The sequence below is a fragment of the Alteromonas sp. K632G genome, from assembly GCF_017653625.1.
GTDB lineage: Bacteria > Pseudomonadota > Gammaproteobacteria > Enterobacterales > Alteromonadaceae > Alteromonas > Alteromonas naphthalenivorans.
On the sequence record NZ_JAGGDM010000001.1, the window covers coordinates 322,169 to 347,130 of the forward strand.

General features: G+C 43.8%; 21 protein-coding genes. 15 read left to right on the forward strand and 6 right to left on the reverse strand.

Translation table 11 applies throughout. The features are described 5' to 3' along the window. Positions 1-78: 78 nt before the first annotated feature. From J5X92_RS01400 to J5X92_RS01410, 3 genes are read right to left on the reverse strand one after another with little or no spacing between them, the layout of a single operon-like run. A complete protein-coding gene (locus J5X92_RS01400; RefSeq protein ID WP_244360028.1) occupies positions 79-1,155 on the reverse strand; it encodes a 2-dehydropantoate 2-reductase in 1,077 nt (358 codons plus the stop codon). A gap of 5 nt (positions 1,156-1,160) precedes the next feature. After that, the gene (locus J5X92_RS01405) at positions 1,161-1,997 is read right to left on the reverse strand and encodes a pseudouridine synthase (RefSeq protein ID WP_208804318.1); all 837 of its coding nucleotides are present in this window, start codon (positions 1,995-1,997) and stop codon (positions 1,161-1,163) included. After that, positions 1,998-2,555 (reverse strand): Hpt domain-containing protein, encoded by a 558-nt coding sequence (locus J5X92_RS01410; RefSeq protein ID WP_013784999.1) that lies wholly within the window; start codon positions 2,553-2,555, stop codon positions 1,998-2,000. It lies immediately after the preceding gene. A 230-nt stretch (positions 2,556-2,785) separates the two neighbouring features. Here J5X92_RS01410 and J5X92_RS01415 point away from each other — a divergent pair, with 230 nt between their 5' ends. The 11 genes from J5X92_RS01415 to J5X92_RS01465 all read left to right on the forward strand — a co-directional run bounded on the left by J5X92_RS01415 (position 2,786) and on the right by J5X92_RS01465 (position 17,278). Then, entirely contained in the window at positions 2,786-5,623 is a 2,838-nt protein-coding gene (locus J5X92_RS01415) for a pitrilysin family protein (RefSeq protein ID WP_208804320.1), read from the forward strand. Between the two features lie 91 nt (positions 5,624-5,714). Continuing rightward, positions 5,715-7,313: a glutamate--cysteine ligase gene (gshA, locus tag J5X92_RS01420; RefSeq protein ID WP_208804322.1), complete on the forward strand. Its 1,599-nt coding sequence runs from the start codon at positions 5,715-5,717 to the stop codon at positions 7,311-7,313. A 66-nt stretch (positions 7,314-7,379) separates the two neighbouring features. Further along, complete coding sequence (locus J5X92_RS01425) at positions 7,380-8,018, forward strand: hypothetical protein (RefSeq protein ID WP_013784996.1); 639 nt, start codon at positions 7,380-7,382, stop codon at positions 8,016-8,018. A 254-nt stretch (positions 8,019-8,272) separates the two neighbouring features. Further along, positions 8,273-9,220, forward strand: coding sequence for a transposase (locus J5X92_RS01430; protein WP_041452569.1), 948 nt, complete (start codon positions 8,273-8,275; stop codon positions 9,218-9,220). A gap of 362 nt (positions 9,221-9,582) precedes the next feature. Next, positions 9,583-10,839: an HlyD family efflux transporter periplasmic adaptor subunit gene (locus J5X92_RS01435; RefSeq protein ID WP_013784993.1), complete on the forward strand. Its 1,257-nt coding sequence runs from the start codon at positions 9,583-9,585 to the stop codon at positions 10,837-10,839. An 18-nt stretch (positions 10,840-10,857) separates the two neighbouring features. Beyond that, positions 10,858-11,592 carry an ABC transporter ATP-binding protein gene (locus J5X92_RS01440; RefSeq protein ID WP_013784992.1) on the forward strand — a complete coding sequence of 245 codons (735 nt, stop codon included), beginning with the start codon at positions 10,858-10,860 and terminating at the stop codon, positions 11,590-11,592. 1 nt (position 11,593) lies between these two features. Then, the gene (locus J5X92_RS01445; protein ID WP_126871921.1) at positions 11,594-12,907 is read left to right on the forward strand and encodes an FtsX-like permease family protein; all 1,314 of its coding nucleotides are present in this window, start codon (positions 11,594-11,596) and stop codon (positions 12,905-12,907) included. 10 nt (positions 12,908-12,917) lie between these two features. Continuing rightward, positions 12,918-14,126 carry an FtsX-like permease family protein gene (locus J5X92_RS01450; RefSeq protein ID WP_208804324.1) on the forward strand — a complete coding sequence of 403 codons (1,209 nt, stop codon included), beginning with the start codon at positions 12,918-12,920 and terminating at the stop codon, positions 14,124-14,126. Between the two features lie 22 nt (positions 14,127-14,148). Beyond that, positions 14,149-15,492 (forward strand): sigma-54 dependent transcriptional regulator, encoded by a 1,344-nt coding sequence (locus J5X92_RS01455; protein ID WP_013784989.1) that lies wholly within the window; start codon positions 14,149-14,151, stop codon positions 15,490-15,492. Then, positions 15,489-16,877 (forward strand): HAMP domain-containing sensor histidine kinase, encoded by a 1,389-nt coding sequence (locus J5X92_RS01460; RefSeq protein WP_208804326.1) that lies wholly within the window; start codon positions 15,489-15,491, stop codon positions 16,875-16,877. Before J5X92_RS01455 ends, J5X92_RS01460 begins: the two co-directional genes overlap by 4 nt. Before the next feature lie 275 nt (positions 16,878-17,152). Continuing rightward, entirely contained in the window at positions 17,153-17,278 is a 126-nt protein-coding gene (locus J5X92_RS01465; protein WP_208804328.1) for a DUF3149 domain-containing protein, read from the forward strand. Between the two features lie 84 nt (positions 17,279-17,362). Here J5X92_RS01465 and smrB read toward each other — a convergent pair whose 3' ends face one another. Next, positions 17,363-17,956, reverse strand: coding sequence for an endonuclease SmrB (gene smrB / locus J5X92_RS01470; RefSeq protein WP_208804330.1), 594 nt, complete (start codon positions 17,954-17,956; stop codon positions 17,363-17,365). Between the two features lie 88 nt (positions 17,957-18,044). On the opposite strand from smrB, the gene prmB reads away from it, so the two are divergent. The 4 genes from prmB (at position 18,045) to J5X92_RS01490 (ending at position 22,055) form a co-directional block, all read left to right on the forward strand. After that, positions 18,045-18,980: a 50S ribosomal protein L3 N(5)-glutamine methyltransferase gene (gene prmB, locus J5X92_RS01475; RefSeq protein ID WP_013784985.1), complete on the forward strand. Its 936-nt coding sequence runs from the start codon at positions 18,045-18,047 to the stop codon at positions 18,978-18,980. Between the two features lie 9 nt (positions 18,981-18,989). After that, entirely contained in the window at positions 18,990-20,108 is a 1,119-nt protein-coding gene (aroC, locus tag J5X92_RS01480; RefSeq protein ID WP_208804332.1) for a chorismate synthase, read from the forward strand. Between the two features lie 114 nt (positions 20,109-20,222). Then, positions 20,223-21,398 (forward strand): MFS transporter, encoded by a 1,176-nt coding sequence (locus J5X92_RS01485; protein WP_013784983.1) that lies wholly within the window; start codon positions 20,223-20,225, stop codon positions 21,396-21,398. 192 nt (positions 21,399-21,590) lie between these two features. Beyond that, positions 21,591-22,055 (forward strand): hypothetical protein, encoded by a 465-nt coding sequence (locus tag J5X92_RS01490; RefSeq protein ID WP_126871917.1) that lies wholly within the window; start codon positions 21,591-21,593, stop codon positions 22,053-22,055. 98 nt (positions 22,056-22,153) lie between these two features. Here J5X92_RS01490 and J5X92_RS01495 read toward each other — a convergent pair whose 3' ends face one another. Both J5X92_RS01495 and J5X92_RS01500 read right to left on the reverse strand, forming a co-directional pair. Continuing rightward, entirely contained in the window at positions 22,154-23,668 is a 1,515-nt protein-coding gene (locus J5X92_RS01495; protein WP_208804334.1) for a SpoVR family protein, read from the reverse strand. Positions 23,669-23,671: 3 nt separating this feature from the next. Beyond that, on the reverse strand, positions 23,672-24,958 hold the full coding sequence (locus J5X92_RS01500; RefSeq protein WP_208804518.1) for a YeaH/YhbH family protein: 1,287 nt from the start codon (positions 24,956-24,958) through the stop codon (positions 23,672-23,674). Positions 24,959-24,962: the final 4 nt, after the last annotated feature.

Genomic DNA, 24,962 nt, shown 5'->3' on the forward strand with positions numbered 1-24,962 from the left:
ACGTTATGCGTTAGTTACTTTATATAAAGTAGCGTTATAAAATACTGCGTTATAAATTATAAAAACAGCTTACAGCGCTTATGTTAAACGCGCAGTGATTTGTTTTGTAAGAAGGGTATTGAGGGGAACTTCAATACCCTTTTTTTGTGCCATGCTAACAATGTAACCATTAATAGCTTCAATTTCGGTTTGCCTTTGGTTCTTCACATCTTGATGCATACTGGAGTAATTGCTGCCGGTAAGGCCAGCAACTTTAATTACCTGCTGTTCAATTTCAATAGCATCAAAAGACTGCCCACATGCGTTTGCCACTTGAGCAAACTCTTCACAAAGTATTTTACGTTCTTTCGCAAACAGATCACCAGCAATATGGCTATTGGTTATATTATTCAGCGCAGTTAGCGGGTTTATCACCACGTTAATAGCAAGCTTGGCCCACAACGCTTTCATGATGTCAGTTTGATAACGCACTGGTGGAAGTAGCGCATGTAAAGTGTGACACACACTTTTCGCCCACTCAGGCATAGTGAGTTGTTTGTGTGAAACCAAATGGGGAGCAATACCAATTTGGGTGTTGCCCACACCGGTGTAAATAACCTGAGTTGACGTGCGCTTCATTGCCCCATGGCTGGTGGTAGCAAGCAGCAATGGTTGCTGGGCTGGCAATATAGATTTTGCTATTTCATACCCACCCATACCATTGTGTAGAAGCACAACAGGGGTACGCTTATCGATAAGTGGCAGCCATTGAGTAAGCGCGGTTTTCAAGTGGTGCACTTTTAATGGCAATACCAACATATCGCTAGGCGAAAGATGTGGCTTGTTACTGTTGATTTGCCTAATGGGGTATTCGGTGCCGTCAGTCCATTCTACAAAATAGGGTGTGGGTGTCTCAGTTTTAGCGGGCTCAAATTCAGGTTTCTCTATACTCGCTTTGTTAACTTGAAACACTGGGTTTCTTGGGTAAAGCCCGTAAGGTAAGCCTTGTTTTTCTGCAGCCCCAGCAAGTAAAGAACCAATAGCGCCACTGCCCGCAATGTGGATTTTTTTTATTTCGAGCTGCTCAGCCTTAAATTTGCCTTGTGCCTGCGACTTGCTCTCACCCAATAGGTTTTCTGTTCCTTTCGCACCTTGCTTGGCTTTTTGACCTTTCATAAGCTTTAGGTTTTGCTAACTAGCTGTAGTAAAGAAGAGGCAATCGCAGGCCAATTGAAGGTATCTGGCTCAGGTAATTCAGTAAGCCAACGCTTTACTTCGCTATCAGTAAATAAATCACCAGAGAGTATCGGCGCTTTCACTGAAATAGTGCGAGAGGGAAGGGGAATGCGTAGCCAGCCGGCATGTAAATGTAATCTGTCGGATGGTGCACCGCTATAAAGTGTGTCACCAAGTATCGCTGCGCCCACACTCTTAAGGGCGACTCGAATTTGATGGGTTTTTCCTGTAAGCGGTTTTACGATAAATCCGCGATAGCCAGGTTTGGCTGATTGACTAAAAAACTGGGTGACTGCAGGGTTATCTTTGCTTTTAAGAAGCATGAATTGGCCGCCGCGACGGTTTTTCATATCGCCTACAATAGAACCTTGTTTCTTTTTCGGCTTGTCGGCACTAATGGCTAGGTAGTATTTACTAACCTGACGGGATGCAAAGGCATCACCAATAAGCGCTGCTGTTTGGGCATATTTGGCTAAGCACAGACAGCCAGAGGTGCCGGTATCTAAGCGATGACAAAGGTGAAGTTGGCTATAACCGGTTTGTTCTCGAAGTAGGGTGACAATACCAAATGCATGGGTGTCTATTTTACTATCTATTTTACTACCTATGTTATTGAGACCGCAGGCGTCAGCGCCTTCACCGGCGCTAATGTTCTCAGCAGTTCCAGTACTCTGGGTATTTGCAATATTGGCAGTATTAGCACAGTCATGCATGGCGATGCCGGAAGGCTTGTTGACGATAAGCACATCTTCATCGTCAACTAAAATAGGTATTTCGTTCACTTAGGCTTTTTCAAGCAGGGCGATGGCTTCGTCGTAGTCTAGTTCGTCTACCGCGTCTTCAATTCCTTGCTTCGTGTCAGCAGAAAGTGAAAGCACGCTTAGCCACTCATCAAGTGTCGATTGGGAAATGAATTCACTGGCTTTTAATGCGGCCATAAATTGCTCACGAGCTTGGGTAGCAACTGCGCTATTTGCTTCAGGCGCGGCGGGGACAGGGGTTGCAGATAGTGCATCTACAGCCGCTATGGTTTCATCAACAAGAGCAGAAAAACTGGCGTAGTCATCAGGAAGGCATTTGTCATTTCTAACGCTTGCTTCAACGGGTTTACTGGCGTGATGCAAAGCAAATAAGCCTAAGTTACCTGCCACACCTTTTAACGTATGGATTAAAGAGTATGCCTCGTCGAAATTCCCTTCTTTCACTAATTGCTGTAAATCATCGTTTGCTGAGCGATATTCATCTGAAAACTTATTTAATAAGGTTAACAACAGTGTTTTATTACCACTTAGTTGAGACATGCCAAATTCAAAATCTAAGACTGTTGCGGGCTGATCCATATAAGTTCCTTTAACTACGTTTTTATACTGTGTTCTATGCCAGTGTATTTCAGAATTTTACAAATTAATACAATGATAGCAAGTCAGAGCAAGTAAAGCGTTAAAAAGTCTGGTAGTCTTCGATGAAACGTATGCCCCAGGCCATTGTCTCAACGGTTGTATTATTATAGACGCTAGTGTGATGCGAGTTAAATGTATTACAAAAGCGAGGCCACCTAGAAGGATCCAGCATGTCAGGAAGTTTGGCGTTTCGCCTTATTGTTGCAGTTTTTGCTATTAGCGTACTTAACGGATGCCAACGGGCAAAAGTAGATACCCCCGCCGATAGCTCCGCAGTTACTATCCCCTACGAAAAGTACACGCTCAGTAATGGATTAACGGTTATTCTTCACGAAGACCATTCAGATCCCCTCGTTCATGTAGATGTGACTTATCACGTAGGCTCTGCGCGTGAAGAAGTGGGTAAGTCTGGTTTTGCACACTTTTTCGAGCATATGATGTTTCAAGGCTCAAAGCATGTAGCAGATGAACAGCATTTTAAAGTGATCACCGAAGCCGGCGGTAGTTTGAACGGTTCGACAAATACCGACAGAACAAATTACTACGAAACTGTGCCTGCTAACCAGCTTGAAAAAGTGTTGTGGCTTGAATCAGACCGCATGGGGTATTTACTTGAAGCGGTAAACCAGACTAAGTTCGAAAACCAACGTGAAACGGTTAAGAATGAGCGTGCTCAGCGAGTAGATAACCAGCCTTATGGGCTAAGACACGAGCTAAACGGCGAGGCTATGTATCCAGAAGGGCATCCTTATTCCTGGATGACCATTGGTTACGTTGAAGACTTAGACCGCGTTAATGTAAACGATCTTAAAGCTTTTTTTAAACGCTGGTATGGACCTAACAATGCCGTGTTAACCATAGGTGGTGACATAGATACTGCAAAAACCAAAGCATTAATAGCCCAGTATTTTGGTGATATTCCAAAAGGACCTGAAGTTAACGATCCTGAACCACAGCCTGTCACCCTATCTGAAACTCGCTATATGACGTTAGAAGATAAGGTTCACTTACCCTTACTACAAATCACCTTCCCAACCGTTTATGCGCGTCACCCTGATGAAGCACCACTAGATGTATTATCTGACATTCTAGGTGGAGGTAAAACGTCTTTATTTTATAAAAATTTAGTGAAAGAAGGGATGGCTGTCCAAGCAGTAGTGTCACACCCGTGCCGCGAGCTGGCCTGTGAATTTCAACTAATTGCCTTGGCTAATCCAGCCAAAGTGCAGTCACTTGATGAGCTTCACAATGTAATAGAAGCTACATTAACTGAATTTGAAACCCGCGGTGTAAAAGCTGACGATTTAGCGCGAACCAAAGGTAGTATTGAAGCCTCAACAGTATTTGGCTTACAGAGTGTAGCTGGTAAAGTGACTGCGCTTGCGGCCAATGAAACTTTTTATCAAACGCCAGATTTAGTGTCTGAAGATATCGCACGATATAATTCTGTGACCGCTGAAGACGTGATGCGTGTGTATAAAAAATATATTAAAGACGCCAATAGTGTCGTGTTAAGTATTGTGCCTAAAGGTCAGCCTCAACTTCAAGCGGCAGAACCAACCTTTGAACGTCCTGTACGAACGTTACCCGAGACTGAATCAGACGAGCACGAATATACATCTTCAGCATCTAGTTTCGATAGAACTATACAGCCTAAAGCAGGCGAAGCGCCTGTGGTCACGGTTCCGGATTATTGGGAGCGTGAACTCAGCAATGGCGTAAATGTAATGGGGGTGACTATGAGTGAGACACCCACTGTCACATTAACCCTTAGCATGGATGGCGGTATGTTGCTAGACGCTGAGGGTAAAGCGGGTACAGCGTATCTCACCGCGTTAATGATGAATGAATCTACTCAAAACTACACGAATGAAGAATTAGCGAACGAACTTGCCAAGTTAGGCAGCTCAATTCGTTTTAGTGCGGCAGGTCGATACTCTCAGGTATATGTGTCTACATTAACCAAAAACGTAATGCCAACCTTGGCACTACTTAAAGAGAAGTTCTTCAACCCTGCTTTTGCACAAAATGATTTTATTCGAATGAAAGAGCGGGTGCTACAAGGTTTGCAGCAGCAAGCGAAAACCCCGTCTAGTTTGGCTCGACGTGCACGAGATTTAGTATTATTTGGTGCAGATAATCGTGTAAGTCTTCCTGATGAAGGCACCATTGAAACCGTCCAGTCCATCACACTTGACGATGTGAAGCAGTTTTATAATCAGTACTATTCACCGAGTAAAGCGAGTGTAGTCGTTGTTGGCAATATGAGTTCTGATGCGGTAGTAGATGCATTAGATTTTGTGGCGCAATGGGAAGGTGAGGCATATACCTTTGAAGATTATGATGCGTTCCCTACCTACGACAAAAACCAAGTGTTTTTGGTAGATAGCCCCAGTGCGGTTCAATCTGTTGTTTATATCGTTAAACGCAGCTTACCTTTCGATGCCACAGGCGATTACTTTAAATCTCGTTTAGTGAACTTCCCGCTAGGCGGCGGCTTTAATAGCCGGATAAATCTGAATTTGCGCGAAGATAAAGGCATTACCTATGGCGCGAATAGTGCGTTTATGGGAGGCAAAACCCTTGGCTGGTTTGAAGTTGGAACCGATCTTACTGCTGCGAACACAGCCGAAGGTATTACTGAAGTCTTTAACGAAATAAATCAGTATATCGACAAAGGGGCGACGGACGAAGAAATTCAATTTATGCGCAATGCGTTTACGTTGAGCGATGCGTTAGAGTTTGAAACCCCCAATAGTAAGGCGCGCTTTCTTCGTCAATTGCAAAGCTATGGACTTGAAAAAGGCTACAGAACAGAGCAAATTGAGATAATTAATAGCATTAGCAAAGACGAAATTAACGCACTGGCTAAGCAGTATTTATCGACAGATGCGCTGCAAGTTATCGTTGTTGGCGATAAAAATGCGATTCTTGAGCAACTGGAGTCGTTAAATATGCCGATCATCGAATTATCGGTAGATACCAATAGTAGAGAACAGATAAACTAAGTGCCTGATAGCAAGTTATCAGTAATGGTGACTTGAATTTAATACGTTGTTCCCCATTTTGTGGGGAACAACTCATCCATGGATATGAACATTGACTGTAAACTCAACGTGTTTCAACAAGCGTTTGGCTGCGCTTAAATCACCTGAATTTTTATCGGCACTCACGCAAATAAAGCGCGGTGTTGAGCGTGAAGCGTTACGAATTAAGCCAAACGGTGCTCTGTCGCAAGAGCCTCATCCCAAAGCGTTAGGTTCAGCGTTAACACACGACACGATAACCACAGACTTTTCTGAATCGTTGTTAGAGTTTATTACGCCACCTGAAAGTAGCGCTGTTAAAACTATTACGCAGTTACAAGATGTTCATAAGTACACCATTGATAATATTGGCGATGAGCAAATTTGGCCGCTTAGCATGCCGTGTTTTATCGAAGATGAAGCGCATATCCCTATTGCTTATTTTGGCGAGTCAAATATTGGCAAAATGAAGCGTGTATATCGAATTGGGTTAAAAAACCGCTACGGCAGTATGATGCAGGCGATTGCTGGTGTGCATTTTAACTTTTCTTTCTCTGATGATTTCTGGAAGCAATGGGCTGAGCTTAATGGTACTGAGCATAGCCAAGATCAGACATCAGCCGACTACTTTTCATTGATCAGAAACTACCGTCGCTACTGCTGGATAATTCCTTATCTATATGGCGCTTCGCCTGCGTTGTGTAGCTCGTTTTTAAAAGGAAAAGAACACGCATTGCCGTTTGAAAAAGTCGGTAAGGGCACGTATTACATGCCGTATGCTACCTCTCTAAGAATGAGTGACTTGGGATATACCAGTGCTGAGCAGTCATCGCTTAAAATCTGCTATAACCAGTTAGATAATTATGTTCGCTTACTTCGTGGCGCTATGGATACGCCGTCCAATCGTTTTAGTAGCTTTGCTGCTGGCGACGGTGGTAACTATCAGCAGCTCAGCCGTAATATTTTACAGATTGAGAACGAGCTGTATTCGCCGATACGCCCCAAGCAACCTACGCAATCGATGGAAAAGCCTACCGATGCCCTGGTAAAACGTGGCATCAGCTACATTGAAGTGCGTGCGTTAGATGTAAATCCCTTTTCGCCAATTGGTATTAGCCAAACCCAATTTGATTTTCTTGATGTGTTCTTGTTGACCTGTTTATTGAAGCCTAGTGCGGAGTTAGACGAAGCGCAGTTAAATGAAGCTAAAGACAACATGAATAGAGTGGTATTAGAAGGCAGAAAACCTAATTTGGCGCTTATTCGCGATAATGAGGAAACAACATTAACGGCGTGGGCTTCATCATTGTTTGACGAGTTTGAGCAAGTGGCAGAGATACTCGACTTGGCAAATGACACAACGCGATATAGTGACGCGGTTGCCGCAGAGTCGATGAAAGTGGCGAATCCAGGGCTAACCCCTTCAGGCGTGCTTTTAGAGGAATTGCTTAAACATGACAAAGATAATGGTGTTTACGGCCTAGAGTTAGCTGCACGTTATCAAGAGCAGATGAAAGGGTTCGCTTATCAGCAAACTACGGAAGCTATGTTTACAGAGGCTGCTGAGACGTCGTTAGCTGCGCAAGCGGATGTGGAAGCTGCAGATACCAAAGACTTCGATAGCTTTATTCGTGATTATTTCAACGAACCGTTAGCAAAAAAAAACGCCTGATAGAAATCAGGCGTTGAAGGTTCCAGGGAAACACACATTTTACTAGAACATAAGTTAAGACAAGCTATGCATCAAAAGTTCAAACCGTTGTGCATTTTTTTATCAAGTTTGGTCGTGCTTTTTCCGCTGTTTATCGCTGGATGCGCTACAACACCACCGAAAGACAGCAGTAATTTGTGCGAAATCTTCTTTGAGAAAGATGATTGGTACGATGCAGCAGCCGACGCGCGTGATAAATGGGGTGTGCCAATTCATGTGCCTATGGCGATGATGTATCAAGAAAGCTCCTTTCGCCACGATGCCTTGCCTCCCCGTGATTACGTATTTTTCGGCTTAGTCCCTTGGGGCAGAGTAAGCTCCGCTTATGGCTATTCGCAAGCTAAGACACCCACATGGGCTGACTATATGCGCGAAACCGACAACAGCGGCGCTGACCGCGACGATTTCGAAGATGCTATCGACTTCATGGGCTGGTTTATCTATAAGTCTCAAAAGGTGAATGGTATTTCGAAGTGGGATGCTTACGCCCAATACTTGAATTACCATGAAGGCTGGGGTGGCTATAAACGTAGAAGTTACGACCGCAAACCTTGGCTGAAGAAGGTTGCATCTAAAGTAAAAGCACGATCATTACGCTACGCAACCCAGCTTAAAACCTGCGAAGAAGAGCTAAGCAAAGGCTGGTTCATGAAGTTGTTTAGCTAGAAATGCAGACACCCATTTTCAACATAGACACCCACTTAATAAATTTGGACACTCACAGATTTCCAAATCTTGGACATTAATGGGTGTCCAAGTTTTTTGGTTCACTCGGCGAGAAAGGGGTGAGAAGAAACCCACATAAGGCGAAACTTAATCAATTAACCCGAAGCAGGTAGAAAAACTATCCCAAGGTTCGGTTTTTCTTTCTTGCGTATTAATCCACTATAAGCATCAAATATCCACACCAAAATTTAAGCATGCCGCGTCCTCGTAAGTCACTAATATGTTTAGAAGACACTCCTTACTATCATTGCGTTTCTCGTTGTGTGCGAAGAGCATTTCTATGCGGTAAAGACAAGTTTAGCGGAAGAAGCTACGAGCACAGAAGGCAATGGGTTGAGAATCGGCTGCTTAAGCTCGCAAGTGTTTTTGCAATCGATGTTTGCGCTTATGCAGTAATGAGCAACCATACCCATACTGTATTGCGTGTTGATAAGGGGCATGCGCTTGCAATGAGCCCTGAGGAAGTTCTGAGTCGGTGGCATACTCTTCACAATGGAACTTTGCTCACTCGTCAATTTATGAATAAAGAACAGAGGCCTGGCCTCTCTGAAGCGCAAGTGAAAACGGTACTATCTTGTGTGGAGATGTATAGAAAGCGTTTATACGATATCAGTTGGTTCATGCGGCTTCTTAATGAGTTTATTGCGAGAAAAGCAAACAAGGAGGATGAATGCACAGGGCGCTTTTGGGAAGGGAGGTTTAAGTCTCAGGCTTTACTAGATGAATCAGCGTTATTGGCCTGTATGGCCTATGTTGACTTAAACCCCATTAGAGCTAGTAATGCGAATACGCCTGAAAAGTCCATGTATACCAGTGTGAAGCGTCGTATAGCAAAGGCGAAAAAGAATAAACAACCCCAAGAGTTACTTCCATTTATTGGTGATTCACAAGATAGTAAGGTAAAAGGCTTACCTTTTCGGTTAGATGATTATTTGCAGTTAGTCGATCAAACCGGTAGACAGCTAAGAAGTAACATCAAAGGAGCGATCCCGCGAAATTGCGAGCCTATTTTATCCCGTACTGGTTTAACACAAACAGATTGGTCAGCCGTTGTAAGCTCTATTGAGAGTAACTTCTCCAGTAAGATAAGCTTGGCACTGGTAAAACGAAAAACTGGATTGAGCCCTCAATTAGCCTGCTGAACTTGAATTCGCTATCCCAACTTATGTAATTCAAATCAATAAGTACTGAGGGAGTTAATGCCTGTTTTTTAGTAACCTCAGTAATTCTTCTGATATTAAACGCCACATTTAACCAACCCGTCCGCACAGTATAACCGGACAGAAAAAAGTGTCCGTTCGGACACTTTAATAACCGTTTATCTAATAAAGTCATTATTAATCATTCAGTTAACTTTTGGCGCGTTATTCGTAGTACTAGTTTACACTCCTAACAGAAACTAGATGAATATGTTGCTTTTTCACTTTATCAGCCTACCTATTGTTATTTTTATTATTGTAGTGTTGCTCGCTAATTTTGAGTCAGTAAGTCATGAGGATGTCTTATGATTCAGGATACTAGTAGTCAGGATACCGTTGTTGTAACGCAGCCGTCGCGAAAAAAATGGGTGGGTGTCTTAGCTATACTCTTAATAGTGGGTGTCTTCGGATATTTTTTTCTTTTTTCTAGCTCAACCGCCGGTCTATCTAGCAGTCGTGATTCGCTAAAATTCAGTGTAGTAACAAAAGGCGAACTGATTAGGGATATCGTCACCACTGGCAGAATAATCGCTTCAAATGCCCCGCAATTGTATAGCCCTGAGCAGGGCTATGTACTTTTAAAAGTAAAGCCCGGAGACTCGGTAGAAAAAGGGGATATTGTAGCAATAGTCGATTCTCCCGAACTGCAGAATACTATGAAGCAAGAGCAATCCGCGCTAGCAAGCTTGAAAAGTGATCTTGCTAGGCAAGAGCTTGATGTACGTAGACAGGCACTGTTATTAAACAAACAAGCTGATATTGCTAACGTAGAATTGGTTGCCGCCCAGCGAGAAGAAAAAAGAGCAAAATTGTCAATTAAAGATCACCTCATAAGCCAGATAGATTTAGAAGAGGCGCTAGATAATTTAGCCAAAGCACAAGTGACTTATAAGCACGCCATTAGTGAAATTGAACTAGCAACAGACACGTTAGCCTTTGAGCTTAAGACCACGAAAGAGAAGGTCGCCAGGCAAGCTCTAGTTGTTGATGACCTTACCCGCCAACTTGCCGATTTAACTATTAAAGCCAGCGTGTCTGGTGTCGTGGGGAATGTACTGATTCAGCCGAATGCGCTTGTGGCCAAAAATGAGCCATTAATGAAATTGGTAGATTTAACGGCTTATGAAGCTGAGCTAAATGTTGCTGAAAGCTACGCAAATGAGTTGGGGTTAGGGATGAGTGTTGAATTAAAAGTGGGTGTCCAAAAAGTGATTGGCACACTGGCTTCAATATCCCCAGAAGTTGTCGATAGGCAAGTTATTGCAAGGGTACGCTTCCCTGAAAACAGCGTGCAATCAATTCGTCAAAATCAGCAGGTGTCAGCACGAATATTGTTAGAGAACAAAAGTGATGTACTCAAGGTAGAACGTGGGAGTTTTCTTCAAGCAGGAGGCGCAACGGCCTATTTAGTTACCGGTGATCTGGCCGAGCGAATAGACATTCAGATTGGCGCAACTAGCATCCGAGAAGTCGAAATTCTCAGCGGCCTGGAAGAGGGTGATCAAATAATAGTTTCAAATTACGAACAGTTTAATCAAGCGTCTACAGTACTTCTGCGCTAATAAAAAGGATAAATAGCAATGTTAACCATGAACAACGTAAGCAAAATATATCAGACGAACAGTGTACAAACTCATGCGCTAAGAGATTTTTCGCTAACCGTAAATGAAGGCGAGTTTATTGCGGTAACAGGGCCTTCTGGCTCTGGGAAAACAACATTTTTAAACATTGCTGGTTTGCTGGAACCGTTCACATCAGGCCAATATACCTTAGATGGCGTGGATATCGGTGGATTGTCAGATAATCAAACTGCCGACTTAAGAAACCAAAAAATTGGTTATATATTTCAGGGTTTCAATCTAATACCTGATTTGAATTTATATGAAAATGTCGAAGTGCCCCTGCGTTATCGGGGCATTGCCGCAAAAGAGCGTAAAGTAAGAATTGAACAATGTTTAGAGCAAGTTGGTTTGGCCAGCCGAGCTAAACATTTACCGCAACAGTTGTCTGGCGGGCAACAGCAACGTGTTGCAATCGCACGAGCTCTTGCGGGCAAGCCTCGTTTCTTACTTGCCGATGAACCTACGGGAAATCTGGACAGCCTGATGGCCCGCCAAGTTATGGAGCTACTTGAAGAGATAAACAAAAATGGCGCCACGATTGTAATGGTAACCCATGATGCCGAATTAGCGCGCCGAGCGCCTCGGAATATTCAAGTCGTAGATGGGCAGTTAGCCGACTTTACCTTATATCAGGGTAAGCCGTCTTTAGCAGCCACCCTCGACAATAAAACCGTTGTTGCGTCAGGAGTGTAATATGTTTCTCCACTATATTGATTTAAGTTGGCGAAGCATAAAACGCACGCCCGTCATTAGCTTTTTAATGGTGTTTGCCATTGCCATTGGTATAGGGCTTACTATGACCAGTCTGTCAGTTTATCACATGATGTCGATGGACCCCATTCCCCACAAAAGCAGCGCGATTTATTATCCTCAGCTAAATATTATGGACGATGGTCGTGAGTGGCATTCATCTGACAACCTGCCGTATCAACTTACTTATCAAGATGCCGTTAATCTGTACAACGCAGACATTTCAGTCCCCAAGTCACCTAGTTTTAGAAGTGGCTTCTCTGTACACCTAAATTCGCCCGACGTTAAACCTACCATGGAGCCCGCGCGAATGGTGAATAGAGAGTTCTTTTCTATCTTCGACCGACCTTTTATTTATGGCGCACCTTGGTCTTTACACTCACAAGACACCCATGAATATGTAGTGGTGATATCAGAAAAAATTAATAACCGTTTATTTGCAGGTAAAGACTCGGTTGGCCAACATATTTACCTTGATAATAACAGTTACCGAATTGTGGGTGTCTCAGCCAATTGGGACCACCATGTGAAGTATTATGACGTGAACAACGGTGCGTTTAACTCCTCTGAACAGCTCTATATTCCTTTCGCTATTGGCGCGCTGGAAGAAATTACCACCTGGGGAAACTTAAACGGGTGGAAGCATGAGGGAATTAAGAACTATCAAGATTTAATGCATTCAGAACATGTGTGGATTCAATTTTGGGTACAGTTGAATACGGAAGCAGAGAAGCAACAATTCGCCAATTTTCTTATGACTTACATGGAAGATCAAAGAGAAAAAGGCCGCTTCAACCGAGAAACGTTGGAATACAAGCTTCGAAACGTGACGGAATGGCTGGAGTACAACTCAGTGGTATCTGAAGACAATCGTATTCTGGTGGGGTTGAGTTTTATGTTTCTATTAGTGTGTGTGTCCAACATTTTAGGGTTGCTGCTGGCGAAGTTTTTAAAGCGGGCGCCAGAGGTGGGTGTCCGGAGGGCACTCGGTGCCAGTAAACGTCATATATTTGCCCAGCATATTGTCGAAGTGTCGGTGATTGGGCTAGCCGGTGGCTTGTTAGGAATTGTGATTGCGCAAATTGGGTTATGGGGAATTCGGGTGACCAACAGCTATTATGATGCCCTAGCAACTATGGATGTCTCAATGTTACTCGCTGCGCCAATTATCGCCCTTGTGGCCAGTTTCTTGGCTGGATTGTACCCAGCTTGGTTGGTGTGCAGAACACAACCCGCTATCTACTTAAAAAGCCAATAAGGAGCAGGCTATGTTAGACATTAAACCTATCTTCAATGCAATACGCCGTTCCAAAATTGGCGCCGTGCTTCTGTTACTTCAAATAGCGCTTACCATGGCGATTGTTAGCAATGCTGCATTTATGATTAATGATTATGTTTCGTATCTTCGCGAAGATACAGGGTTCCCAGAAAAGGAAATCTTTAGCTTGTCGGTCATGACATTCGGGAAAGACCGCTCCCTCAGCCAACAAGCAGAACTCGATGAAACAATGATTCGAAGCCTCCCTGGCGTAATTGACGCCAGTTTGATTCAAGCGGTACCCTTGTCAGGCGGTGGATCATCTTCATCAGTGGCATTAAAGCCTTCTCCTGAGCAGTCTAAATCTATCAGCGTGCCTTACTATTATATGGACGAACATGGTTTAAATACCTTCGGTATAAAACTGCTTGAAGGGCGAAACTTTAGGCCAGAAGAGGTTATTGTTGGTAATGACTTCACCGGTAACGGCCCCAACACAATTATTGTTTCTCAAGCCCTTGCTGATGCATTATTTTCCGATGGTGGGGCGCTGGGAGAAACGGTCTATCTTAAAAATAGACCCCTTGAAATTATCGGAATAGTGGGAACAATGAAAAGCCCTTGGCCTAATGGTATGCGCGATAAAACCACGGCTATTGTGCCGTTTATGGATGTCCAAAATTATCAACATATTCTAGTTCGTACGGATAAAACTGAACGAGCTAACATCATGGCGAATATTGAACAGAAAATGTTGGACGTTTACGATAAGCGGGTCATTATTAATGTGGACGGGTTAGATAAAACCAAAGAAAACTATGACGCCACCGATGTGCTCATGATGCGTATGTTGATTGTACTTGTTGTTATTCTTCTACTGGTGACTGCACTTGGCATATTTGGGCTTACGCAATTCAACATTAGCAAACGCACAAAACAAATTGGTACCCGCCGAGCGCTAGGGGCAAGAAAGTCTGCTATCGTAAGGTATTTTTTAGTCGAAAATACCATGGTCTGTATAGCGGGTTTAGTGATAGGGGGATTAGCGGCAGTGGTTTTAGGTGATGTAATGATGAAATCCTACTCTATTTCATCATTAGAACCCGAGTTCATTGTGGGTACTGCCGTGTTCATTTTTGTAATGAGCCTACTGGCCGTTATTGTTCCCGCCATGCGAGCCGCTAATATTTCACCCAGTATTGCTACTCGCAGTATATAAGTCGTATTTAAGAAGTGTAGACATGACCAAAGTCTTAATTGTTGATGACAACGCCGCTGTATTAGAGGCGTTATCACTATTGCTAGAAATTCATGGTTACGAAGTGGTGACAGCCACAACGCCAAAAGCGGCGCTGCAGATAGTCAATTACCAAGCTATCGGGCTAGTGTTGCAAGATATGAACTTCAGTGCAGACACAACCTCAGGCGAGGAAGGGCGCGAGCTCTTCTTCGCGCTGCGTCAGTTAAATCCGCTATTACCCATTATTCTCATCACGGCGTGGACAGAGCTAGAACAAGCGGTAGAGTTGGTAAAAGCAGGCGCAGCTGACTACATTCCAAAGCCGTGGGATGATAGTAAGCTTATTACCACCATTAAAAACCTCGTGGCGCTAGGGCAAGCCGCCAGCCAAAATAGAGTGTTGAAGCAACAAGCGGCAAATTTTGACAATACCCGCCAAGCAGCCGTAAGTATTGGGTTGGTGTACGAAAGCGCAGCCATGCAGCGGGTAGTAGATATGTCGGTGCAGGTGGCTAAATCTGATGTACCGGTACTCATCACTGGGCCTAATGGAAGCGGAAAGGAAAAGATTGCAGAACTCATTCAATCTCAATCACCCCTTAATCAGTCAGCATTTGTGAAGGTAAACGCGGGCGCCCTTCCTCAAGAGCTTATTGAAGCAGAGCTCTTTGGCGCAGAAACCGGCGCGTTTACCAGCGCTAACAAAACGCGAATTGGCCGTTTTGAAGCCGCCCACCAAGGAACCTTGTTTTTAGATGAAATCGGCAATTTGCCGCTGTCAGGCCAGGTCAAATTATTGCGCGTATTGCAAACGGGTGAATTTGAAAAGCTAGGGTCGGTGAAAACACAAAAAACAGACGTAAGGATAATATCGGCCACCAATTCTGATTTAACTCGCGACATCGCAAACGGCGCATTTCGCGAGGATTTGTTTTATCGCCTCAATGTCATCGAAATTAATGTGCCGCCCCTTAATGAGCGAGGAGATGATGTGTTGGCCTTAGCAAAGCATTTTTTACCAGGTCGAGATATTAGCCTCACTGGGCAGCAGGCGCTACAAGCCTATGCGTGGCCAGGAAATGTGCGTGAGCTTGAAAATGTATGTCGACGAGTCAGTATATTACATCCAGATGGTACGCTGGATGCTGATGACTTCGGTTTACCCTCTATTAGCGGTGAGGTGAATACAGAGCGAAAAGGGGGAAAAGAGCCGAGCAAATCAGAGATTGAGGCGGCGCTTACAGAATTTAACGGCACTATATCTAAAGTGGCAAGGTACTTAGGGTTATCCAGACAAGCGCTTTACCGCCGGCTAGATAAATATGGAATTGATTATAAATCGTGAGGTTAATTAAAAATAAGCTTCGGGTCGCGGCGCTTTGTGCCACAGCAATAGGCATGGCGCCTATGTTGTATGTAAGCGACCTGTCGGTTGTTCAAAAAGCTTTGCTTGTCCTTGTGTCTTTATGCTTATGTACACTTGCTGTGAAAGTTTGTACGGCGCCAATAAACAAACAATTAGAGGCGCTTAAAATAGGTTTGCTCAATTTTAAAGACGGTGAGTTTTCGTCAACACTGTCTTGTAAATCAAACGACGAGTTTAAAACCTTATCCCAGCTTTATAACGATACCGCAGAAACCCTTCGCCGAGAAAAGCAGTGGTTGTATCAACGAGAGCTAATGCTAGATAAAGTGCTGCATAGTTCACCTGACGTTTTATTGTTAGTGAACGATCAGATGCATGTGGTGCTAAGTAACCGCCAAGCCTGCGAGTTCTTCCATCCAACAACTAGGGTGGAGGATACAGGCTCTGAGGAAAATGGCGCTGGTACGAATAAGTTGGGCGCCAGTAAGTTGGCTGCTAGCAGTTCGGGTACCAGGAGCTTAGAAGGTTACACCCTCGGTACTTTACTTAACAATAAACCAGACACGCTAAAAGATGTTTTGCTAGAAAATCGAGAAGGGCTATTTACTTTGCCTCAGGGGGCTAGCGGCATTCAAACATGGCATATGTCTACAGGAACGTTTTTATTAAATAATCAAACTCACCGACTGTATATTCTTAAGCAAATGACGCGAGAGCTTAACCGACAAGAAGTATCGGTGTGGAAAAAGGTAATAAGAGTAATTAGTCACGAGCTCAATAATTCCTTGGGGCCTATTTCTAGCCTATTACATAGCGGCCAAATTGTAGGCCAACAAAATGGTGATGCCCGTCTGGTGCGTGTGTTCCATACTATTGAAGAACGTATCGCCCACTTAAACCAATTTGTTCAAGGGTATGGAAGATTTGCAAAATTGCCTCCACCAGTTTTAGCAACAATTGATTGGGATAAAATAACGGCGCAACTCAGCAATCAATGTGACTTTAAGTTAACCATGCAAGAGGCTGTTGAGGTGAAAGCCGATGCAGTCCAATTAGAGCAGCTATTAATTAACTTACTTAAAAATGCCCATGAGTCGGGAGGCGACCCACAGGATGTGGAGCTCGTCATTAAACAAACGGCTTCTCAAGTTATTATTGAAGTACTCGATAGCGGAAAAGGCATGACGGATAGCGTGATGACGAATGCGCTGGTTCCTTTTTATTCCACTAAAGCTAATGGGAGTGGATTAGGGTTAGCGCTATGCCGAGAAATAACGGATGCGCATAATGGCCACTTAGTAATTCAAAACCGAAAAAATAAGGGGTTATGTGTGCGTTTTATTATTGATAAAACCACAAAGTAGCAGGCAAAAAAATAGGGGAACAGACGGGCGTCTGTTCCCCTTACGACGCTAAGCCAAGACCGTTTTTAACCTACGTCGAACAGGCATGTACAATGTATTGCAAATGAGAATGATTTGCAATGGCATTTTAGATTATTTTTAATTTTTTTATACATTGATCTCGATCAACTTCTCTACATCCCTTCTATTTACCGTATTTCAGACTTGATCCAGATCACAAACCTTCGCCAAGAAATCGCTATCATTACCTTATTAACCCTGTGAGGAGAAACACTATGTTACTAAGTATGATTTCAGATCCCGTTGTATGGGGCTCGCTTTTAGGTATTGGTATTATTATTGGAATGGGCGTGTTTTATACCTACCTATTTATGCACAACAGCGCAGAACTTGATAAGTAAAAATTGTTTTGCCTGTATGTCGCGGCGTTTGACATGAATTAGGTAAATGATAGGTCAAGAACTCAGTAACGATAACTACGTTCACTATCGCTTATATTCTGGCGTGGGCACATCTAGCAACACAAGCAATGCCGCTTGTCCGCCGTATTCAAGTGGCGCTTGATGGAAAGCATTCACGTGTGGATGCTGTATTAAGTAGTGGGGGAGTGCATTTTTTAAAACGCCCTGTCCAAACCCGTGCATAATAGAAACACAATCTACCGACTCTTTTCGGGCGGTATAAATTAATGAGGCTATTTCTGTTTTTGCCATTTCTCGGGTCATACCGTGCAAATCCAGCAGAAACTCAGGGGAATAGTCTCCTCGTCTAAGCTGTTTTAGTACATGCGTTGGCACGCCTTCTCGGCAATACCGCATGGGGCCTTCTTGCGGAAGTACGGCTTGGTACATATCGGAAAAACTAAAACTCGCCGCTACCTGCTTACTGCCTTTTAGGTCTTTAACCCCTGCTAATTGCTTTTTCTTTTCAAGGGCGACTTTCTTATTCGGAACAATCTTGTCCTGCTCCATGGGCTTTACACCTTGCACAGCATCAGCAAATGAGAAGGTATCTTCAATCACTTTTGGCTTCTCAATGCCTTTTTTCATGGCTTTTAGTTCTTTTTTAAATGCTTTCATTATGAACCGATATGCAAATTAACGTGGGCGCAGGCGTTATCTTTGGGTATGATACCAGCTTTCATATTCCTGATGTACCCAAGCTCTTATGACCGACAAGTTTTACTTAGAAGAAGCCATCGAAGATTTACACAGCATACTTGATATGATTCGGTGGGCTACCAGTCGATTTAACGACGCCGCCCTCTATTTTGGTCATGGTACCGATAACGCTTGGGATGAAGCATTAAGCCTTACCATGCAAGCGCTACACTTGCCGCATTCGTTATCTGAGCATGTTGGCGACAGCATGTTGTCATCAAGACTCACAAAAAGTGAGCGCGAAAAAATTGCTGAGCTTGTTTTAAAACGAGTTCAAACCCGTATGCCTCTGCCTTACATTACCAACGAAGCTTGGTTTTGCGGCATGCCATTTTACGTTGATGAGCGCGTGCTTATCCCTCGATCTCCGTTTGCAGAACTGATTCAAAATAATTTTGAGCCCTTCGTTAAAGAAGCACCGTCGCATATTTTAGATATGTGCACAGGGGGTGGTTGTATTGCTATTGCGCTTGCGCATGCGTACCCCGACTCACAGGTTGATGCGGTAGATATAAGCGAAGATGCCCTTGAAGTGGCCGATATTAATATTCAAGAGCATCAATTAAGTCACCGTGTTTACCCTATTCATTCTGATTTATTTACTAATTTAACCGGGCAGAAGTACGATTTAATCGTATCAAACCCACCTTATGTTGATGCTGAAGACATGGCCGACTTACCTGATGAATATCATCACGAGCCCGAGCTTGCATTAGCAGCCGGAGACGACGGGTTAGAACTTGTGGATATTATGCTGCGTGAAGCACCACAATACCTAACCGATAACGGCTGGTTGTTCATTGAAGTGGGTAACAGCGAAGTGCACATGGACACTCGTTTCCCAGGCCTTGAAGTCATTTGGCTTAGCTTTGAAAATGGCGGGCAGGGGATATTTGCCGTGAACAGCTCAACATTAAAAAACTATTTTAACAGCAAGGATTAATTCTCGATTATGTCAGGCAACAGCTTTGGAAAACTCTTCACCGTTACCACATTTGGAGAAAGCCACGGTATCGCCATTGGCGGTGTTGTTGATGGTTGCCCTCCTGGCCTCACGTTAAGTGAAGCTGATTTACAGGGCGATTTAGACAGACGTAAGCCTGGTACATCCCGTTATACCACCGCCCGTCGTGAAGATGATGAAGTGCAAATTTTGTCTGGCGTGTTTGAAGGAAAAACGACGGGTACCAGTATTGGTTTGTTGATTAAAAACAAAGATCAACGAAGCCAAGACTACTCAAATATTGCCGACCGTTTTCGCCCAGGCCATGCCGATTATACCTACGATCAAAAGTATGGTTCACGTGATTATCGTGGTGGTGGTCGCTCGTCTGCCCGTGAAACTGCGGTACGTGTTGCTGCGGGTGGTATTGCCAAAAAGTATTTAAAAGAAGTGCATGGCGTTGAAGTACATGGCTACCTTTCTCAATTAGGGCCTATTAGCGTTGAAAACGTTGACCATGCGGTGACGAATACCAATCCTTTTTTCTGCCCTGATGAAAGCAAACTCGAAGCGCTAGATGAATACATGCGCGAGCTAAAGAAATCTGGCGATAGCATCGGTGCTAAAGTTTCAGTCGTGGTAAAAAACGTACCAGTGGGTTTGGGCGAGCCAGTATTCGATAGATTAGATGCCGATATTGCGCACGCTATGATGAGCATTAATGCGGTTAAAGGCGTAGAGATTGGCGACGGTTTTGAGGTTATTAACCAAAAAGGCAGTGAGCACCGTGATACGCTTTCACCTGAAGGTTTCCAATCAAACCATGCGGGTGGCGTATTAGGCGGTATTTCAACAGGACAAGATCTTGAAGTACATATGGCACTTAAACCAACATCTAGTATTTCAGTGCCAGGTAAAACCATCAACAAGCAGGGTGAAGAAATCGAAATCATCACCAAAGGTCGTCACGACCCTTGTGTCGGTATTCGTGCGGTGCCTATTGCTGAAGCGATGATGGCGATTGTATTGATGGATCACTACTTGCGTCACCGTGCGCAAAACGCTTCTGTGGTATCGACTACCGTAGCTATTGCAGGTCAGGCAGGTCAGGCAGGTAAAGCTGAATAAGCGCTAACTAAGCGATAAGAAAACAGCGCGTCAGTATAATATACCATCCAGCTTATCCCCTTCATACGCCACAGGTAACGTTACCTGTGGCGCTATCGCATACGGAGTTGTGCAGTGCCATTCGCTAAATTGCCTTTTGCTAACCATAAATCACTCATTGTTCTCGCGTTAACCTATTGGCTGTACTTTGGTCAGTTAGGTGTTTTGGTCCCTTACTTGGGAATATTTCTCGATGGTCGTGGTTTTAGCTCTGCTGAAATAGGGGAGCTTTTTGCAGTGATAACCCTTGCACGTATCTTAGGGCCAGGAATATGGGCGGGCATTGCTGATAAAAAAGGCAACGCGGTGAGTGTGTTAAGGCTGGGTAGTTTTCTTACCGTGGCAACTTTCTGTTCCGTATTCTTGTTCGAAGGATTTTGGGGGCTTACCCTTTCTTTCGGCTTAATGATGATGTTTTGGACCGCGGTACTACCTCAATTAGAGGTTATCACCATGAAGTCAGTAGAAGGCACTAAAGCCAGCTACGGGCTTATAAGGTTGTGGGGAAGCATTGGCTTTATATGCTTAACGGTAGGTGTAGGTAAAGCCTTAGATAGCTTTTCTACTGAAACGCCAGTAATAGCGAGTGTGGGCGTGTTATTGCTGTTGTTCGTGACCACGTTATTCATTCAAGCGCCTAAAGCCAGTGCCGAGAAACACACGGCCGTAGGCAGTATTTGGCAGTACGCCAAACAGCGCCCGTTTGTAGTTTTCATCTTTGCTTCTATATGCTTACAAATTAGCTTCGGAGCCTATTACGGCTTTTTCGCGTTGTATATGCGCGACCTTGGCTACAGCGGTCAGCAAACTGGTTTATTTATCGCCCTGGGCGTACTGGTTGAAGTGGGTATTTTTCTTATTGCTAGCCGTTTAACTGCACGTTTTGGCGTGTGGAATCTGTTATTCGCCAGCTTGTTATTAACCGCACTGCGTTGGTACGCATTAGCATCTGCTGCCGATAGCATGGCGGTGATATTACTCAGCCAAGTTATTCATGCACTCAGTTTCGGGTTAACCCATGCGGTGTCTGTGCACTTCATTCATCAATTTTTACCACCTGCATTTCACAGCCGAGGTCAAGCCATTTATATTAGTGTGGCATTTGGGTTCGGTGGTGCGTTCGGTAACTATATGGCAGGGCAGCAATGGGACCAAGGAGCCAACGCGTACGAAACCTTTGCCACCGCAGCGGTGTTCTCGGCGATAGGGGCGGCTTCCTTGTTTTTCTGTAAGCGTAAGCACCTTATGTAGAAGTTATTCTTATCAAAGACTATTGTTCAAAAGCGCTGCCAAAAATTAGCCTACTTACAATAACTGACTATACTGTGAGAGACGCAACACGAAAAAGGTAGGAAGAATCGATGGCATCATGGAGCGATACTCTGCGCCATAGATATAGGCTTTATTGTCAGCATTCTTCTTGTATTAAAGAGGAGTGTTAGCATGAATACACGCTCTGATATGGTGTGTTATAAAAAGTTTCCCCATGCCGCTTATAGCATTGAGATTGTGGGCTCTACACTTATTAGTGAATTAGTCGGTCAATGGTCTACTGAAATATCAAATAGCTATATTGCTGATGTTAAGCAGGAAGTATCGTCAAAATTTAATAAGCGTTGGCTGCATATCGTGTTATTGGATAAGTGGGATTTGACCACATTTGATGCCATGGACAAGTTTACCGAATACGGAATATGGTGTTACGAAAAGGGTGTTAAAGCAACGTTTTATGTATACCAAACTAACCCCGTCAAACGATACCAACTGGCTAAAATGCTACCCGAACGAGCCAAAGATTACGTCAGCTTTCACGTGCTGAGTATCGATGACGCGTTTCTCTACGCCTCTGAAAATGGTTTTCTTGATGACCCTAAGCCAAATCAAACAATTAAAACACTGAATGCCTGACATACCCCTGCCTTTGCAGCAGTAAGTCAGGCTCCTGTGTGCAACTAAGAATGTGCATATGAGTGATTGCCCCGCATATCAGAAGGTGAAAGGTACAATCATTTACTGGTTCGACACTCGGCCAGTAGGGTAGGAAGCCCGGCACTGTTTTCTTGCTCAAGTCTTACATCAAACTTCCACAATCTATGAAGATGACGCATAACCTCACCTTTGGAGTTTCCTAAGGGAATACCATGTTGAGGAACGTAGCGAAGGGTTAAAGACCGATCGCCTCTTACATCAACGTTATATACCTGAATATTAGGCTCCAAATTACTCAAATTATATTGGGCGGAGAGCTTTTCTCTAATGGTCCGATAGCCGTTCTCATCGTGAATAGCACTGACGCTTACATAGGAATTACTCGCGTCGTCCTCTAAGGCAAATAATTTGAAATCTCGCATTAGCTTGGGTGACAAAAACTGACTAATAAAGCTTTCATCTTTAAAGTTGTGCATGGCGAAATGCACGGTTTCAAGCCAATCTTTACCAGCGATAGTTGGCAAGTATTCATAATCTTCTTTGGTGGGAGACTGGCACACCCGTTTGATATCCATGAACATCGAGAACCCTAATGCATAAGGGTTGATACCAGAATAGTATGGGCTGTTGTAATCGGGCTGCATGACTACGCTGGAATGACTGTGCAAAAACTCCATCATAAAGCGGTCGCTGACTAATCCCTCGTCGTACATTTTATTTAGAATGTGGTAATGCCAAAAACAGGCCCAGCCTTCATTCATTACTTGAGTTTGTTTTTGTGGGTAGAAGTACTGAGATACCTTGCGCACAATGCGCACAATTTCGCGTTGCCAGGGTTCTAACAGTGGCGCATTCTTTTCAATGAAATACAGTAAGTTCTCTTGTGGCTCGGAAGGAAAACGTAGGGTGTTTGTATCTTTACTTTTAGGGTTGTCCGGCAAGGTTCGCCACAGCTCATTAACCTGTGACTGCAAATACTGAGCACGTTCTTCTTGACGGGTTTTCTCTTCCTGAAGCGATATTTTTTGTGGTCTTTTATATCGGTCCACACCGTAATTCATTAACGCGTGACAAGAATCAAGAATGTTCTCAACTTCTTCTACACCATGTTTTTGCTCACATTTAGCAATGTACTTCTTGGCAAATACCAAATAGTCGATAATGGAACTGGCATCTGTCCAAGTTTGAAAAAGGTAGTTACCTTTAAAGAAAGAGTTGTGGCCATAGCAGGCATGCGCCATTACCAACGCTTGCATAGTAATGGTATTTTCTTCCATTAAGTACGCTATGCAAGGGTCAGAATTAATCACAATTTCATAGGCCAAGCCCATTTGGCCCCTGCGGTACTGTTGTTCGGTTTGAATAAACTTTTTACCAAACGACCAATGCGTATAGTTTAGTGGCATACCTATGCTGGCGTACGCATCCATCATTTGTTCAGCGGTAATAACTTCAATTTGGTTAGGGTAGGTGTCTAGCTTAAAATCTTTAGCAATACGGTCTATTTCTGTTTCATACTCGGTGAGTAATGAAAACGTCCAATCTGGGCCGTCATCTAATTTATGTTTTTGACGCGCTGCACTTAAAGACATGGGCTAACCTCCTTGCGCACTAAACTGCTCAGTACGCTTAAATATTTCTCTGAATACAGGGTAAATATCATCCGGCGTTTGAATGTGTTTACATACTATATTGTCGGAAGATTGACTGACCCTTTCGTATTCTCGCCAAAGGGTTTGGTGTTGGCGTTCGGTTATTTCAATATAGGCAAAATAGCGGGTGGCGGGTAATAGGTTATTAACTAAAAGTGAGCTACATAAAGGCGAATCATCGGCCCAGTTATCGCCATCGGATGCTTGGGCCGCGTAGATATTCCAATTGCCATCGCTAAACCGTTCTCGCACGATTTCATCCATGAGCTTTAGTGCGCTTGAGACTATCGTACCGCCGGTTTCTTGAGAGTAAAAAAACTCCTGTTCGTCGACTTCTTTCGCTTGAGTATGATGCCTGATATACACCACCTCTACATTCTCGTAGGTACGGGTTAAAAACAAATACAGTAGAATATAAAAGCGTTTTGCTACATCTTTGGTCGCTTGATCCATAGAGCCTGAAACATCCATTAAGCAAAACATCACCGCTTTGCTGGTAGGAATAGGGCGCTTGTCGTAGTTTTTAAAACGTAAATCGAAGGTGTCGATAAAAGGGACTTTAGCCACTTTGGCTTTAAGTAGTGCGAGTTCTTTTTCAATTTCTTCAATGGCTAGTGCATTGTTAGTAGGCGCAGTCATCAGTATGGCTAACTGTTCTTCTAACTCTCTGATACGCTTTCGAGTAGAACCGGTTAACGCAATTCGTCTTGCCACCGATCCTTTAAGAGAACGAACAATGTCTAAGTTACTCGGCACACCGTCAGTTTGATACCCAGCACGATAGGTTTCATGTTGAATCACTTTATCAAACTGATTTTTCTTTAAATTAGGCAGCGCCAAGTCGTCGAACAAGATATCTAAATATTCGTCTTTCGAGATGGAGAAAACGAATTCATCTTCTCCGTCGCCGCTATTACCCGCTTCCCCTTCACCAGAACCTTGACCCGCGCCACCTGGTGGGCGGTCAATTTTATCGCCTGCAATGAATTGGTCATTACCGGGGTGGACAATATCTCGCTTGCCCCCTTTTCCGGTATGAAATACAGGTTCAGAAATATCGCGAGTAGGAATGCTTACCTGCTCGCCCGAGTCTAGGTCGGTAACAGAACGTTTGCCGACTGCATCGGTAACAGCACGCTTTATCTGTTGTTTGTAGCGTTTAATAAAGCGCTGTCTGTTTACCGTGCTTTTGCCTTTACTATTAAGTCTTCGGTCGATGAAATGCGCCATAACC